Here is a 15,406-nt window from a genome sequence, read left to right on the forward strand (position 1 = left end):
CCTGGGTATACGCAGGTGGAGCGGATGATTGCATGAGGCAATTGTTGCAGGCTGTTTCGGTTCAGTTGATGTCGCGGCGGGCCAGGACCGGCAGGCTGACCGCGACCAGCGCGGTGGTGGCGATCACGGAGGGGAGCCAGGTCTGCCAGGTCAGTCCGTGCCGGAGTGGGTCGGTGTCGATCAGCCAGTGCCACGGGTCGACCGCGCGCAGCGATCGGAGGGCGTTTACCTGCGGAGCCAGTCCCTCGACCAGGTATCCGGCCACGGCGAGCCCGGCGGCGCCGGCGAGGGCGGCGGGGCGGTTGCCGGTGGCGGCGCCGATCGCGAACGCGACCGCGGCGAATGTCAACGCGAGCAGCCCGCTGGCGACCGTGGCCTGGACCAGCCGGATTGAGGGCAACCCCTGGTCCAGGCCGGTTGGGCCAGCTAGCGCGACCAGGGCTGCCGAGCTGACCGCGACCAGACCGGCCGAGGCCACGATCAGTCCGCCGAAACGGGCCAGGGCGACCCGGACCTGGCCGACAGGATTGGCCAGCAGCAGTTCGAGGGTGCCCGCGGTCTCGTCGCCGGCGATCGTCCAGGCCGCCATTCCCACCGCGAAGACCAGCAGCATCACCGGCAGCACGTTGGCGAAGAACTGGCTGTTGAGGTATCCGGCGGGTGAGGTGAGGGTGTTGCCGCCGCCGAGCCCGAGCAGTTGTTCGACGCCGGGCGGCAGGTCGGCGAAGGTTCGGTCGAGTTCGGCGTTGTCGCGCACGGTGGGGTAGGCGACGACCAACAGCGTGACGACGCCGATCAGACCGACGCTCCACCAGAGCAGACCGGCGCGGCGGCGCCGGATCGCGTGCCAGGCGATGAGAGCCATCGTCAGGCCACCTCCACTGGTTGAGCGTCTACCTGGTACAGGGACAGGAACAGATCTTCCAGGTCGTCGCCGATCGGGTTGACCCGCAGTACGGTGCCGGCCTCGGTTGCGGCGCGCAGCGCGGGTCCGACCGGCCCGTCAACGGTTACCGTGGTGAGGCGCCCCTCGTAGTCCGCGTCGACGACACCCGGTACGCCATCGAACAGGCCGGGTTGCGGCGGGTCGGCGAATCGGAATTCCAGCCGGCGGCGGGCGTGGTCGAGCAGCTCATCGACGGCCGCGACCCGCACCAGCCCTCCGGCCCGGATGATGGCCACCCGGCTGGCCATGCGCTCCACCTCTGGCAGCACGTGCGAGGAGAACAGCACCGCCGCACCGTCCTGCGCAGCCTCCGTGACCAGGGTCAGGAACTCGCGCTGGACCAAGGGGTCCAGGCCGGTGGTGGGTTCGTCGAGGATCAGCACGTCCGGGTCGTGGCACAACGCCTGGACGATGCCGACCTTCTGCCGGTTGCCCTTCGACAGCGTGCCGAACGGCCGGCTCGGGTCCAGGTCGAGTCGCTGAACGAGCTCGTCGACGCGGCCCTGCCGCACGCCGCCCCGCAGCCGCCCGAAGAAGGCGAACAGCTCGGTTCCGGTCATACCCGGCTCGACCCGAAGATCACCGGGCAGGTATCCAACCCGGCGGCGCACCCTTGGCGCTTGAGCCAGCGCGGCACCCAGCACGGTGGCGGCACCGGCCGTGGGTTTCAGGAAGCCGAGCAGCATCCGGATGGTGGTGGTCTTGCCCGCGCCGTTCGGCCCGAGGAATCCCATGATCTGGCCCGGATCCACGGTCAGGGTCAGCTCGCTGACCGCGGTCAGCGCACCGAACCGCTTGGTCAGCCCGTCCGCGACGATCGCCGACTCGCTCATGAGTCCTCCTCACCGTCGACAAATACTCCATTCCGGTACGCGGCCAGCGCCTCCCGCGCCCACCGCGTCATGCCCTCGCGGCCCAGCGGGTCGACGCCCAACAGCGCGGTCAACTGCTCGCGCAGCAGCAACACAGCCAGGTCGTTGACCATCAGGAACGCCGCCCGTACCGCCCAGTCGGCGGCCGGCCGTACGGCACCGGCCGCCTCAAGGCGGTGCAGCACCTGCCGGCTCGCCTCATACCACCGATCGAACAGCCGCTGGCCCGCCGGGTCTGCTGCCAACAGCACGCGGCGCAGGTAGGCGGGAATCGGCGAATCCGGCGGCAGGGCCACCACGAACGCCTCAGCCAACGAGCCAGCCGACACCTCGCTGGTCCAGTCGGCGTCGTCCATCGCGGCGAACAACCAGTCGAACGTGGCCTCCACATGGGCGTCCACCGCCTCCCGCAGACCAGCCTTCGACCCGAAATGGTGCGCCACCAGACCCGGCGACACCCCGGGCCGCCTGCGCGACCCGTCGCAGCGACACCGCCTCGGGCCCGTCCCGCGCGAACAGCCGCAACGCCTCGTCACGGATCACCGCACGCGAGGTCAGATCCTGCCGGCTGAACATCGGGTCAGCTTCCTGAGGACTCGATCAGCCGCCATGCTCAGACCGTACAGTTGATTCGTGCACTATGCAATGATGGCTCTGGGCATGATTAGGCGCTTCCGCAAGCCTGCGGCGGTGATCGGAGGGTCGAGATGACAATGCTGGACGCGGCACGGCGGCTCGCGGCCGTGCGACACGGGATGACCGTCATCGACTGCGCCGGCCATCCGGTCGGCTTCGTCTGCGCGATCAAACGCCCCGACCCCCTCGCGGTCAATGCCGCCGGTCAGCGGATCGGGCAATCCAGCGACCTGGCCGCGTTGCTCCCCGGCGCCCTCGTCGCCGGCGAGCCCAGGGTGACCTCACCCGCCGTCGCAGCCCGGCTCGTGCAACACGGCTATCTCAGGATCAACGCCAGCCGGACGGATCAGGTCGACCGGTACGCGCTCGCCGACGACGTCGCGGACGTCAGCGACGGCGTGGTACGGCTGTCCGTGCCCCGCGAAGCGTTGGCGGTGCGGCATTCCGGTGGATGAAACGTGCGGCGAGCCACAGCCGGGAACCAGACCCGGTCGCGTACCGACCAACGAGCATGCGCGAATCGTTTTCGGTAGGTGGACGGACCTCGGCGTATCGGGACGGCATCCCCCGCCCGGACCGCAAGCCCGCAGCCAGGGCGGTCGCCGGCCTGGTTGCCGTACTGCTCGCCGCGACGGCGGCCGGCTGCGGCCATGGCGACGACTCCCCTACCACGACCGGGACCTCCCCTGCCACGCCCAGCACCACCGCGACGGACGGCACCACACCGCTTGTACCCTCCGCCTCGGCACCGGCGAGCGCACCTGACGTCCGCAGGATCGAGATCAGGATCAGCGGGCGGGCCGTCAGCCCGCCGCCCGGGCGGGTCAATGTCACCCGCGGGGAGACGGTGCGCCTGGTGGTGCACAGCGACGCGGCCGATGAGGTGCACGTGCATGGCTACGACCGGGAGGCGCAGGTGACACCCGGCGCGGATGCGGTGATCGAGTTCGTGGCCGATCAGGCCGGACTGTTCGAGGTCGAGACCCACAAGAGCGGCCTGGTTCTCACCCAGCTTGTGGTGCGATGAGCGGACAGGTTCTCGCGCACGGCATCGGCGGCCGGCAGGACCTGCCAGTGCCGTTCGAACACGCCCTCGCCGGCGCGGTAGTCGCGCTGGTGGCCACCGTGATGGTACTGGCCCTGGCCTGGCGTCGATCCCGGTTTCGGGGCGACACCACCGGTCGCCCACTGCCGACGCCCCTGGCAGGGTTCCTCGACGCCCGGGCCACCCGCCTCGCCCTACGGGTGGCCGGAGTGCTCGCCGCAGGCTGGGCGGTCGTCGAGCTGTTGGCCGGGCCGCCGTCAGGCCCGGACAACCCGGTCCCCGGGGTGCTGTATGTGGTGATGTGGGTCTGGGTGCCGTTGGCCTCGGTCCTGCTCGGTCCGGTGTGGCGCATGATCAGCCCGGTCCGGACCCTGCACGGCGCTCTGACCCGCCTGACCGGGCAACGGCCCGACGAGGGGATTGTCCGGCTGCCCGAGCGATGGGGCTACTGGCCGGCGGCGATCGCGCTGGCCAGCTTCGTCTGGCTGGAGCTGGTGCCGCCTGATCGGGCCAATGTGCCGGTGGTCGGGCTCGCCCTCGCCGTCTACGCCGCCGTGACCCTGCTCGGTGGGCTGTTGTTCGGGGCCGGCTGGTTCGCCTCCGCGGACCCGTTCGAGGTGTATTCGACCCTGGCCGCCCGGCTGGCCCCGATCGGGCGGCGCCGCGACGGCCGCCTGGTCGTACGCAACCCGTTCAACGGCCTCGACGCCACCCCGATCCGGCCCGGATTGGTCCCGGTGGTGCTCGTCCTGCTCGGCTCGACCGCTTACGACAGCCTGTCCAACGCACCGCAATGGCTGCAGCTCACCCAGCGCGCCAGTTTCCCCGTGCTGGTCGGCACGGCCGGACTTGCCGGCTGCATCGCGCTGATCTCGATCCTGTACGCCGCCGCAACCCGGGCCGCCGGCAGCGTCGGCGGCGACCGCCGTCAACTTCCCGGGCTGTTCGCCCATTCCATCGTGCCGATCGCGCTGGGCTACATCGTCGCCCACTACTACTCGCTGGCCATCATCGAGGGCCAGCGCACCCTCGTCCTCGCCACCAGCACCGCCGACCAGTCGGACAATTTGCTAGGACTGTCCACCGTCGACATCAACTACCGCCTCGTGCAACCGGCCCTCGTAGCCAGCCTGCAGGTGACCGCGGTGGTCGCCGGCCACATCACCGGCGCCGTGGCCGCACACGATCGAGCCGTACGCATCTTCCCTGGCACCCGATCGACCGCCGCCCAGACGCCGCTGCTCCTGCTCATGATCGCCTACACCTACGTCGGACTCACCCTGCTCTTCGCGGCATGACACGCCCGCCATCGTCAACGGACCGGCTGGAATCGTCGGCCATCCCGGGGGGCACCTTTACACGGCGCGGGGATGTCGTTACTGCCGGAGAGCGACCCCGCTGAGGCCCTCTGTCGGAGGTTGGGACCCGCCTGGTCCAGCTCCGCAACAGCCGGCATGGCGGAGTTTGCCGTCACGGGATCTGTTCGCTGGCTCCACGGCGGCCGCGCAAACGCCCCCGGCCGGCGTGGAAATGGGAAGCCCGAAGGGCCGACCCGCAGACCGACAGGCGACCGGGCGACAAGCTGGGTTGGCCGGCAGCGGGGCGGGTGACGGTCCCGCCGCCCTGCATGGCGGCTGACCGCCACGCAGCTACGGCTGCCAGTTCCAGCGAGTCGAATCGCCCAACGCGATCGCGGACATGATGGACACGGTGATGAATGCCCACGGTCCGACGTTACTGGCGTGCCAACGACCAAAGACCTGGTCCCTGCCGAGAAAGTCATCCGCCCTGTTCACGGCCGACCCCAGCCTCATCAACCGATCTTGGCTTGCCACGTGCGCAGCCCCCGCACATTGGCGCCCGGTAGCTACGCGATGATGCCGCCTCGTGCTGCTTCGACTCGCGTATCGTGGCGTCACGAACGCGCTCGCGCTGCTGCGGCTGCTCCCGCGCAGCGACCGAGACAAAGACACCGAGATCCTCGCGCTGCGGCATCAGATCACCGTGCTGCAACGCCACCTCGGCCCACAGAAGATCCGGTTCGAACCGGCCGACCGGGCGCTGCTCGCAGCGCTGCTCCAACCGCTCCCCCGGTCATCGCTGCGGGGCCTGCGGCTCCTGGTACGCCCTGACACGATCATGCGGTGGCACCGCGACCTCGTCGCCCGCCGCCACGCAGCCGTCCCCCGACCCAAACGGCGCGGCCGGCCCCGCACGCTGCGCTCGATCCGTACCCTGATCCTGCGGTTGGCGCGGGAGAACAGCGGTTGGGGCTACCGTCGCCTGCACGGCGAACTGCTCACCCTCAGGGTGAAGGTCGCCCCGTCCACCGTCTGGGAAATCCTGCGCGAGTCAGGCATCGACCCCGCACCCGACCGGGCCGCCACCACCTGGGCCGACGTCCTGCGCTCCGAAGCCGACGCGCTGCTCGCCTGCGACTTCATCGAGACGGTCACGCTCACCGGGACACGCATGTACATCCTCGCCGTCATCGAACACGCCAACCGCCGCATCCGGATCCTGGGTTCCACCGCGCACCCGACCGCCGCGTGGGTCACCCAGGCCGGCCGCAACCTCGTCATGGAATCTCCACCGTCCGGTGTGGCAGGGCGGCTCCCCGGTGGCTGAGGCCGGCTACTCCCTGCCGCCCGGCTACGCCATGCTGCAGGGCACCTCGATGGCCTCCCCGCAGGCCGCCGGCGGAGCGGCGCTGCTGCTGTCCGCAGCCGAGGCCACCGACACCGGCGTCACCCGGCGGCGCTGCGCCGCGCCATCGCCAGCTCCGCCACCTGGATCAAGGGCGAGCCGGCGTACGGGCAGGGCAACGGCCTGCTCAGCATTCCGGTCGCCTGGAAGCTGCTGGCCAAGCCGAGCACCCCGCGCAGCTACACCGCCGATGCGCCCGTGTGCACGCCGATCTCGGACTACCGCGCCACTCCCGGCCGGGGCACCGGCATCTACAACCGGCCCCCGGGCAGGGCGGCCAAAAGGCCGGATAGGCCCGCACGTACCAGGTGAAGATCACCCGCACCAGCGGGCCGGCCGGGTCGATTCGGCCCAACCTGGTGTGGCGGGGCAACGACGGTACCTTCCGCTCGGCGAAGTCGGTGAACCTGCCGCTGAACAAGACCGTGACCGCCGCAGTGACGGCAACCCCGAAGGCCGGCGCGCACGGCGCCATCCTGCGAATCGACGACCCGACGACCAAGGTGGTGGACTTCGAGGTGCTCAACACCGTGGTCGCCGCCGCCACACCGGCCAGGCCGGGTACGCCTTCTCGGCCTCCGGCAACGTCGACCGCAACTCGTTCACCAGCTACTTCGTCAGCGTGCCGGCCGGCGCGTCGGCGCTGCAGGTGAACCTGTCCGGCATCGCCACCGGCTCGCAGACCCGGTTCATCGCCATCAACCCCTACGGCGTTCCGGTCGAGAGCACCGCCAGCACCGTCTGCTACACCAACTACTCCGACCCGGCGGCGTGCAAGCCGCAGGAGCGGGACTACGCCAACCCGCTGCCCGGCGTGTGGGAGATCGAGGTGGGGTCCCGGCGCACCTCACCGGCGCTGAACAACCCGTTCCAGCTCACCGCCCGCGTGCAGGGGGTGAGCGTGGAACCGGCGGTGGTGACCCTGCCGAGCGTGACCGCCGGTGAATCCACCCCGGTGACCTGGACGGTCACCAACACCTTCGGCCCGGTGACGATCACCGGCCAGCGTGGTCCGCTGGGCAGCTCCGCCTCCTCCCGAGAGACCATCGGCGACGGACAGCGCAAGACCTACACCGTCGAGGTGCCGGCCGGGGCGACCCGACTGGACGTGGCGATCGGCAACACCGGTGACCTCGGCGCGGACCTGGACCTGACCGTGCTGCGCGACGGTTGAGCAGGTCGGCCAGTCCGCCGACGGCGACTCGGAGGAGTCGGTGTCCATTCCGAACCCGCAGCCGGGCATCTACACCGTGCAGGTCGACGGCTACGCCGTGCCGGCGGACCGAGTTCGCCTGCCGGGACGTGTTCTGCTCCCCTGCCCTGGGTGCCGTTACCGCCCCGGGCACGGTGGTCTCCCTGGCCAACGGCGCCAGCGCCACCATCACCGGCGTGGTCACGGTCAACGCCGCACCCGTCGCCGGCCGGCACCTGTTCGGTGAGCTGAACCTCGTCACCGACGGAGGTGCTGTCGTGGGCCGCGGCGCGGTGTCCATCGGCGCCGTGAGCTGACCCGCACCCGCGCGATGCCCGCTCCCGGCTCCCCACGGGGACGGGCATCGGCCGTTAGGGACACCCCGTGATCAGGCGGTCACAGTAAGATACTGCCATTGACCGGAGAGGTGATCCGCCTGAGCACGACCGATCCCGCCGCGCCCGTCAGGCCCGAGCCGCACGTTCCCACCGCCACGATCGCGGAGCCCCCAGCGTCTGAGCGGGACCGGGTGGTCGGCTCGACCGAGGTGCTGTGTGTCGTGATCATCCTCGTCGGCGTGCTGCACCGGCAGGTCGGCGCGCTGGTGGCGGACCCGCGGCTGCAGACCTGGCTGACCGTGTTCGTGTCGGTCATGGTGCAGGCGACACCGTTCCTCGTCTTCGGAGTGGTCCTGTCGGCCGTCATCGCGGTGTTCGTACCCCGCTCGTTCTGGGCCCGGGCCCTACCCCGCCACCCGGCCCTCGCCGTGCCGGTCGCCGGTGTCGCCGGCGTCGTGCTGCCCGGCTGCGAGTGCGGGTCGGTGCCCATCGCCGGGTCGCTGATCCGGCGCGGGGTCACTCCGGCCGCCGCGTTGGCGTTCCTGCTCGCCGCGCCGGCGATCAACCCGATCGTGCTCACCGCCACCGCGGTCGCGTTCCCGCGCAACCCGGAGATGGTCGTCGCCCGCGGCGGCGCCAGCCTGGTGGTGGCCGTGTTGATGGGCTGGCTGTGGCTGCGGCTGGGCCGCGCGGAGTGGATCCGTCTGCCGCACCGCGCCCACCTCGACGGGCTGCCCCGGATGGCGGCGTTTTGGACCGCCTGCCGGCAGGACGTCATCCACGCCGGCGGGTTCCTCGTCGTGGGTGCCATGGCCGCGGCGACGATCAACGTGGCTGTTCCCCAGCAGCTTCTGCACGACCTGGCGGCCCGGCCGGTGCTGTCGGTGCTCGCACTGGCGGCGCTGGCGGTGTTGCTGTCGATCTGTTCCGAGGCCGACGCGTTCGTCGCCGCGTCGCTGTCCCAGTTCTCCCTGACCGCCCGGCTGGCCTTCCTCGTGGTCGGCCCGATGGTCGACCTGAAGCTGGTGTCCATGCAGGCGGGCATCTTCGGGAGGCGGTTCGCCGTCCGGTTCGCCCCGGCCACCTTCGCCCTCGCCGTGCTCGTCGCGGCCGCGGTCGGGGCGGTGATCTGGTGAACCGCGGCAGCCAGGCAGTGGTGCTGGTCTTTCTCGGCGGCGCGATCCTGCGCGCCAGCGTCACCGACCTGTACCTGCGCTACGTCAAGCAGGGGCTACGACCGTTCCTCATCGCCGCCGGCGTGCTGCTGGTCATCGCCGCGGTGGTCGCCCTCATGCAGGAGCTGCGGCACCTGAACCGCCCCAAGGCCGACGCGGACGGCGACGGGCACGACCACGGCCGGTCGGGACCGCTGGTCGGCTGGTTGTTGCTGCTGCCGGCGATCGCCCTGCTCTTCGTCGTCCCGCCGGCGCTCGGCGCGGACACCGCCTCGCGCGCCGGCTCCGCCCTCAGCGACAACCGAGACGTCGCCTACCCGCCCCTGCCTCCCGGCGACCCGGCGGACCTCACCCTCCTCGAATACGGCTACCGCGCCGTCTACGACCAAGGCCGCACCCTGCAGGACCGGCGGATCCAGCTCACCGGCTTCCTCGCCCCCGGCCCCGACGGGAAGCCCATGCTCGCCCGCATCGTGCTGTCCTGCTGCGCCGCCGACGGCGTCCCGATCAAGCTCGGGCTGCGCGGCGAGGTTCCTGGAGTCCCGGCCAACACCTGGGTACGGGCCACCGGCCGGTGGATCCCACACACCGCCAAAGATCCCGTCAACGACGCCGACGTCCCCTACTTCCAGGTGGAGACCTGGCAGAAGATCACCGCGCCCGCGGAACCGTACGAGTAGGACACCGGACGACAGTTGCACCGGTGCTGATATGAGCACCTGACAGCTAGACGACGTTATTGGAAATGACTACCGTTCCGCTCATCCACTGAGCAAGGAGCGGTCGTGACCCTTTCCATTCGTACGCTCGGCACCGCCCTGGCGATCGCGGCCGTCGGCGCCGTCGCCGGCTGCGGTTCCGCCACTACCGACGGCGCCGCCGGCGCGGCCGACGGCAAGGTCTCCGTCGTCGCCACGACGCCCGAGGTCGCCGACTTCGCCCGCAACGTCGGCGGCGACGCGGTGAAGGTCACTCAGATCATCAAGCCGAACGTCGACCCGCACGACTACGAGCCCACCCCCGCCGACATTAAGGCGATCGGCGCGGCGAAGCTGGTCGTCAAGAACGGCGTCGGTCTCGAGAAATGGCTCGACGACACCATCTCGTCGGCCGGCTTCAAGGGAACGGTCGTCGACACCTCGCAGGGGGTGGCCCTGCGCAAGGGCGACCCGGGTGACGAGGAGATGAAGAACGGCGACCCGCACATCTGGCACGATCCCCGCAACGCGAAGATGATGGCGGAGAACATCGAGAAGGCGTTCGTCGCCGCCGACCCCGGCCACGCCGACGCCTACCGCAGCAACTTCCAGTCGTACGCGGCCAAGCTGGACAATCTCGACGCGGACAACGAACGCAAGTTCGCCGCCCTGCCGGCCGACCAGCGCAAGCTGGTCACCAACCACGACGCGTTCGGCTACTACATCGACCGCTACCGCCTGCAGTTCATCGGCGCCGTGATCCCCAGCCTGGACACCAGCGCGGAGCTGTCCGCCACGCAGATCGACGACCTCGTGGCGAAGATCAAGGCCACCGGCACGAAGGCGATCTTCAGTGAGAGTTCCCTGCCGCCCAAGGCCGCCGAGGCGATCGCCCGCCAGGCCGGGGTGAAGGTGGTCGGCGGTGAGGACGCACTCTACGGTGACAGCCTCGGCCCCGAAGGCACCCCCCAGGGCACCTACCTCGGCGCGGAGGAACACAACACCGACACCATCGTGGCGGCCCTCGGTGGCTGAGCCCACCCACACGCCGGTAGCCGACGCCGCCCTCCGCCTCGTCGGGGCCGGCGTCGGCTACCGGCGCCGCGCCGTCCTCACCGACGTGAACCTCACCGTGTCGCCCGGCCAGATCGTCGCCCTCGTCGGCGCCAACGGTGCCGGCAAGTCCACCCTCATCAAGGCCGTCGTCGGTCTCGCCGACATCCTCACCGGCACGATCACCGTCTCCGGACGGCCGGCGCGGCAGGCACGCGGCGCCGCCGCCTACGTGCCGCAGGTCGACACCCTCGACGCGGACTTCCCGGTCACCGCCGCCGACGTCGTGCTCATGGGCCGCTACCGGCCCACCCGCTGGCTACGGCAGATCCGCGCGAGCGACCGCGCTATCGCCGCGGACGCGCTGGCCCGCGTCGGACTGGCCGAGCGGGCGCGTACCCGCTTCGGGCTGCTGTCCGGCGGCCAGCGCCAGCGCGTGCTGCTCGCCCGCGCCATCGCCGCCCAGACGCAACTGATGCTCATGGACGAACCCTTCAACGGCTTGGACACCGTCAGCCAGGACGTCATCATGGCGCAGCTGCGCGACCTGGCCGCCGCTGGCACCTGCGTCCTGCTCAGCACCCACGATCTGCGCCTGGCCCGTGAACTCGCCGACATCGCCTGCCTCGTCCACGGCGGTCACACAGTCACCGGCCCGACCGCACAGATCCTCGCCGAGCTGCCCGGCCGCTACGGCTACGGCAGCCAGTCGGTGGACCTGCACACCGGCTCGGCGGCGGTGCTGCCATGAGCGCTCTCGTCGCACCGTTCAGCATGCCGTTCATGGGCCGTGCGATCGCCGAGCTGCTCCTGCTCGCGGCGGTCTGCGGGCCGGTCAGCGTGCTGGTGTTCCTGCGCCGGCTGGCGTTCGTCGCCGACGCGTTGACCCACACCGTCTTCCCGGGCGTCGTCATCGGGTTCCTCGTCGCCGGCTGGACCGGCATCACCGGTGGCGCCCTCGTCGCCGCGCTGCTGACTGCGGCCGCGCTCACCCTGCTCAGCAGGTGGGGGCAGCTCAGCGACGACACCACGGTGGCCGTGCTCTTGACCGCCATGTTCTCCTTCGGCGTGGTGCTGGTCTCCCGCCAGCACTCCTACACCAGCGACCTGACCGCGTTCCTGTTCGGGCGCCTGCTCACCGTCACGCCCGCCCAGCTCGCGCAGACCGCCGCGCTGGCCGCCATCGTCCTCGCCGGTCTCGCCGTCGCCGCGCGGCCGCTGATCCTGCGTTCCTTCGATCCGGTCGCCGCCGCCACCGCCGGGTACCGCCTCACCGCGCTGGATCTCGGACTCAACACCGCCGTCGCGCTGGTCGTCGTCGCCGCCGTGCAGGCCGTCGGCACCATCCTGGTGATCGCCCTGCTCATCGTGCCCGCCGCCACCGCGCGGCTGCTCACCGACCGGATCGCCGCCATGGCCGTGATCGCCACCGCCGTCACCGCCCTCGCCGCCTACCTCGGGCTGCTCGCCAGCTGGACCGCCTCCGTCCGGTACGGCGTCCGGCTCACCTCCGCCTCGGCGGTGGTGCTCACCCTCGTGGCGTACTACCTGCTAGCCCTGCCCGCCGGGCACCTGCGCCGACGGCCGCCCGGTTCCGACGAGGCGGTGAGCCCGTGAGCTGGCTGCTGCAGGACACCTTCGGCCGCGCCCTGGTCGAAGCCGTCGCCGTCGGCATCCTCACCGGCCTGGTCGGTGTCCACGTGGTGCTGCGGCGGCTGTCGTTCTTCACCATGACCATGGCCCACGCCACGTTCCCCGGCGTGGTCGCCGCGTCCATCCTCGGCATCAACATCTACCTCGGCGGCGTGGTCACCGGACTGCTCATGGCCGCCGCCGTGGCCGCCTTGGCCCGTACCCGCGGCCAGGAAGCCACCGCCGCCACCGGCGTCATCCTCTCCGCCGGATTCGCGCTCGGCGTCGCCCTGGTCGCCACCCAGAACGGCTTCAGCCGGGACCTGTCCGCCTTCCTGGTCGGCTCGATCCTCACCGTCACCACCCACGACCTCGCCGTCACCGCCGTCCTGCTGGCGGTCACCGCCGCTGCGGTGGCCCTCGGCGGCCGGCACCTGCTGTACGCCGGCTTCGACCCCGCCGGCGCCCGCGCCGCCGGCCATCACGTCCGGCTGCTCGACCTCGCCCTGCTGCTGCTGATCGACCTCGTCGTCGTCGCGATCGTGCCCGCCGTCGGCACCATCCTCGCCCTGGCCCTGATCGTCGCCCCGGCCGCGGCCGCCCGCGCCTGGACCGACCGCCTCACCCCCATGACCATGCTCGCGACCATCCTCGGCGCCGGCAGCGCCGTCGTCGGACTCTGGTTCTCCCGAATATGGGATGTTTCTGCGGGCGGCAGCATCACGCTGACCGCCACCGCCGTCCTGCTCGTATCGCTGGCGGCGAACCGCCTGCGAGACGGGCTCCGCACGATCTCCCTCACCGCCCCATGACCGCCGACCCCGCGTCGATAGACGAGATCAGCGAAATCCTGCGCACCATCGCCCACCCGACGCGGATCCGTATCCTGCAGCAGCTCACGCGAGCCGACGCCTGCGTCACCGAACTCAGCGGCGCGCTGCAGCTACCGACCCCCACGTGTGTCCCATCAGCTTCGGCACCAGCGCCACGCCCGCCTCATGCGCCGCTACCGCGTCCAGGGTCGAATGCATACGCGCTCACCGGCGTGCCGGCTGTCTCACTCGTCCTGGACGTGCTCAAACACTGCACGTAACGAATTGGCCGGAGCGATTGAGGTCGGGGCATGTCGGCCTGCGCTTCGGCTGATGGTTGGTCAGCAGGTGGTTTGCCGGGCGAGCACCAGTTCGGTGTCGCGTGTGGTCCGAAGGGCGGATCGGTCGGAGACCAGCCCGGCGATCGCCAGGTGGGTTTCGGCGTAGGTCTCGCGGCGGCCGGTGTATCGCTGAAGGGGGGCCACTGCTTGTACTCGGCGTTGGTGCGCAGATCCGGCTGGAGGACTGGCGGCGCGTCTCGCGCCAGTTGTGGTGATCGCCGAGCAAGGCGTCCTTCTTGGGTTTTCCCGGCGGGGCGGTCACCTGGTTGGGGAAATCGTTGGCCAGGCCCCGGTAGCCTTCGTCGACTTCGGCCTTCACCTTCGGACAGCGGCGGAACTGCTCGGCGATGCCCTCGGTGCGCACGGCTGTCTGGTCGTGCATCCGGCCCGGCCGGATTACGCCGGAGAACAGGGTGCGGCCCTGCCGGTCGCTGAAAGTGGTGGTTTTGATGGTGTTCTGCCGACATCTTCTTTGCCGGAGACGAACGCCTTGCGGCCGGGCCGGCCGGCCCGGGGCCGGCGGACCTGCACCTCGGTGCCGTCGATTCGCAGGTCGACGCCCTCGGCATTGGCGTAGGCGAACAGGTCCTCCAGGGTCCGCAGCCGCAGGCCCGGCCGGTCGGGGACGGCGAAGCCGCGAGCGGCCAGCAGCGGCCTGACCTCGCGGATCGCGGCGGAGACTGAGCGGTCCACCCCGTAGAGTTCGGCCAGAGCCGCGTGCGGCAGTTGGTGGCGTAGGTGGACCAGCAGCCGATCGGTGAACACCAACTGGTGTCGGGGGCCCGCGCCGGCGGCCCGCTGCCGGTCCCCGCCGCGGCGCTCGCGCAAGGCCGACTCGCGTGCCGAGCCCCACCTCGGTGCGAGCTGTTCGAGCAACGCGCCGAGGTGGGCACGGGAGATGCCGGACAGGGCAGGGTGGGACAGGGCCGCGCGGGCCCAGGCGTGACTCACAATTCGCCTCGTCCGTTCGGTTCTTGGCGTGGCTACCGGTGAAGCCGGTGTTTTCCGGCCGCTACCGGTTGCGGGCCATCCAAGGGAACGGGGCAAGGTCGGGCTCGACCCAGCTGGTTCGGGCCTGGGCACTGGCCATCGTCGCGGAGCGGTAGAAACGGGTGAGCAGGCGCTTGTCGAGCAGCGCGGGATGCCGTTCGGCGAAGGCCGCGAAATCCGGCAGCTCGTGCTCGGCCGCATGGTGGGCTACCAGCTCCACCCAGGCCTGGCTGACGGTGGTGTGGTATTTCTGGGGCACTCCCGCGTAGCGGGCGGTGCGCTGGATACCGTCGCTGACCAGGGCTATGGCCGTGGGCATGCCGACACGGCGCACCGCCAGCCAGGTCAGGTGGACGTGCTCGCGGTGGCCGAAGATGCCGGCGGATGCCGTCACCTCGGCCATCAGCTCATCGAAGAGGCAGGTGTCCCGGGGTGCCTCGGATTCGGTTGGGGTCATGAGGACACGTCAGCCAGGGCGCGCAGGACGGTGTGGAAGTCGGCGATGGCCTCGGCGGGCAGGCCGTCGAGCGCGCGGGCTTCCACCTCGGTCAGGGTCTGGCGGATTGTGTCGGCGGCGAGGCGGCCGGAGGAGGTCAGCCCGATGACCACGACCCGGCGGTCGCCCGGGCGGGTGCCGCGCGTGATGTGGCCGCGGCGCTCCAATCGGTCCAGCACGCTGGTCAGTGTGGTCGGGCGGGTGCCGGCCGCGGTTCCGAGCTCGGAGATGGTGCGGCCGTGGCCGTCCGCGAGGATAGCCATCGCGTTGATCTCGGAAGCGGTCAGATCGAGGTCGACCAGCTCGGCGGTGAGTATCTGCAGGGTGGCATGAGTGGCGCGCTGCAGCGCGAGCAGCGCCGACTGCTGGGGCGGCGTAGAGAACGAAGTCACGATTTTGGAATATACGATGTCGTAGTAACTCTTGCAAGTCGACCCGAATCGCTCCCCAACTCGTAAGCGTTCGATACTCGAG

Annotated in this window: 16 protein-coding genes and 1 pseudogene; 11 read left to right on the forward strand and 6 right to left on the reverse strand. The window is 70.8% G+C overall.

What is annotated here, in order from left to right:
* Positions 1-61: 61 nt before the first annotated feature.
* Genes OG799_RS16290 through OG799_RS16300 form a run of 3 tightly spaced genes read right to left on the reverse strand, consistent with a single transcriptional unit; the run spans position 62 to position 2,276 of the window.
* Entirely contained in the window at positions 62-865 is an 804-nt protein-coding gene (locus tag OG799_RS16290) for an ABC transporter permease subunit (RefSeq protein ID WP_406045878.1), read from the reverse strand.
* 2 nt (positions 866-867) lie between these two features.
* Entirely contained in the window at positions 868-1,779 is a 912-nt protein-coding gene (locus OG799_RS16295) for an ABC transporter ATP-binding protein (protein WP_406045879.1), read from the reverse strand.
* On the reverse strand, positions 1,776-2,276 hold the full coding sequence (locus tag OG799_RS16300; protein ID WP_406045880.1) for a TetR/AcrR family transcriptional regulator: 501 nt from the start codon (positions 2,274-2,276) through the stop codon (positions 1,776-1,778). Before OG799_RS16300 ends, OG799_RS16295 begins: the two co-directional genes overlap by 4 nt.
* 249 nt (positions 2,277-2,525) lie before the next feature.
* On the opposite strand from OG799_RS16300, the gene OG799_RS16305 reads away from it, so the two are divergent.
* The 11 genes and pseudogenes from OG799_RS16305 to OG799_RS16355 all read left to right on the forward strand — a co-directional run bounded on the left by OG799_RS16305 (position 2,526) and on the right by OG799_RS16355 (position 13,105).
* Complete coding sequence (locus OG799_RS16305) at positions 2,526-2,909, forward strand: hypothetical protein (RefSeq protein ID WP_406045881.1); 384 nt, start codon at positions 2,526-2,528, stop codon at positions 2,907-2,909.
* Positions 2,906-3,481 (forward strand): hypothetical protein, encoded by a 576-nt coding sequence (locus tag OG799_RS16310; protein WP_406045882.1) that lies wholly within the window; start codon positions 2,906-2,908, stop codon positions 3,479-3,481. Before OG799_RS16305 ends, OG799_RS16310 begins: the two co-directional genes overlap by 4 nt.
* Complete coding sequence (locus tag OG799_RS16315) at positions 3,478-4,797, forward strand: hypothetical protein (protein ID WP_406045883.1); 1,320 nt, start codon at positions 3,478-3,480, stop codon at positions 4,795-4,797. The genes OG799_RS16310 and OG799_RS16315 overlap by 4 nt, the downstream gene beginning before the upstream one ends.
* 589 nt (positions 4,798-5,386) lie before the next feature.
* Positions 5,387-6,127, forward strand: coding sequence for a transcriptional regulator (locus tag OG799_RS16320; RefSeq protein ID WP_406045884.1), 741 nt, complete (start codon positions 5,387-5,389; stop codon positions 6,125-6,127).
* Positions 6,036-7,714, forward strand: a pseudogene (locus OG799_RS16325) (PPC domain-containing protein); the annotation flags it as partial. The gene OG799_RS16320 and the pseudogene OG799_RS16325, both read left to right, overlap by 92 nt.
* Before the next feature lie 119 nt (positions 7,715-7,833).
* Complete coding sequence (locus tag OG799_RS16330) at positions 7,834-8,871, forward strand: permease (protein ID WP_406046303.1); 1,038 nt, start codon at positions 7,834-7,836, stop codon at positions 8,869-8,871.
* Positions 8,868-9,590 carry a TIGR03943 family putative permease subunit gene (locus OG799_RS16335; protein WP_406045885.1) on the forward strand — a complete coding sequence of 241 codons (723 nt, stop codon included), beginning with the start codon at positions 8,868-8,870 and terminating at the stop codon, positions 9,588-9,590. Before OG799_RS16330 ends, OG799_RS16335 begins: the two co-directional genes overlap by 4 nt.
* 105 nt (positions 9,591-9,695) lie before the next feature.
* Positions 9,696-10,643: a metal ABC transporter substrate-binding protein gene (locus OG799_RS16340; RefSeq protein ID WP_406045886.1), complete on the forward strand. Its 948-nt coding sequence runs from the start codon at positions 9,696-9,698 to the stop codon at positions 10,641-10,643.
* Entirely contained in the window at positions 10,636-11,412 is a 777-nt protein-coding gene (locus tag OG799_RS16345) for a metal ABC transporter ATP-binding protein (protein WP_406045887.1), read from the forward strand. The genes OG799_RS16340 and OG799_RS16345 overlap by 8 nt, the downstream gene beginning before the upstream one ends.
* Entirely contained in the window at positions 11,409-12,278 is an 870-nt protein-coding gene (locus OG799_RS16350; protein WP_406045888.1) for a metal ABC transporter permease, read from the forward strand. Before OG799_RS16345 ends, OG799_RS16350 begins: the two co-directional genes overlap by 4 nt.
* Complete coding sequence (locus OG799_RS16355) at positions 12,275-13,105, forward strand: metal ABC transporter permease (RefSeq protein ID WP_406045889.1); 831 nt, start codon at positions 12,275-12,277, stop codon at positions 13,103-13,105. The genes OG799_RS16350 and OG799_RS16355 overlap by 4 nt, the downstream gene beginning before the upstream one ends.
* 737 nt (positions 13,106-13,842) lie before the next feature.
* On the opposite strand, the gene OG799_RS16360 is transcribed toward OG799_RS16355, so the two are convergent.
* The 3 genes from OG799_RS16360 to OG799_RS16370 all read right to left on the reverse strand — a co-directional run bounded on the left by OG799_RS16360 (position 13,843) and on the right by OG799_RS16370 (position 15,324).
* Complete coding sequence (locus OG799_RS16360; RefSeq protein WP_406045890.1) at positions 13,843-14,397, reverse strand: hypothetical protein; 555 nt, start codon at positions 14,395-14,397, stop codon at positions 13,843-13,845.
* A gap of 61 nt (positions 14,398-14,458) precedes the next feature.
* Positions 14,459-14,893, reverse strand: a complete 435-nt coding sequence (locus tag OG799_RS16365; protein WP_406045891.1) for a hypothetical protein — start codon at positions 14,891-14,893, stop codon at positions 14,459-14,461.
* Complete coding sequence (locus tag OG799_RS16370; protein WP_406045892.1) at positions 14,890-15,324, reverse strand: MarR family winged helix-turn-helix transcriptional regulator; 435 nt, start codon at positions 15,322-15,324, stop codon at positions 14,890-14,892. The genes OG799_RS16365 and OG799_RS16370 overlap by 4 nt, the downstream gene beginning before the upstream one ends.
* Between the last annotated feature and the right edge of the window lie 82 nt (positions 15,325-15,406).

It is taken from the genome of Micromonospora sp. NBC_00898 (genome assembly GCF_045207895.1).
Lineage (GTDB): Bacteria > Actinomycetota > Actinomycetes > Mycobacteriales > Micromonosporaceae > Micromonospora.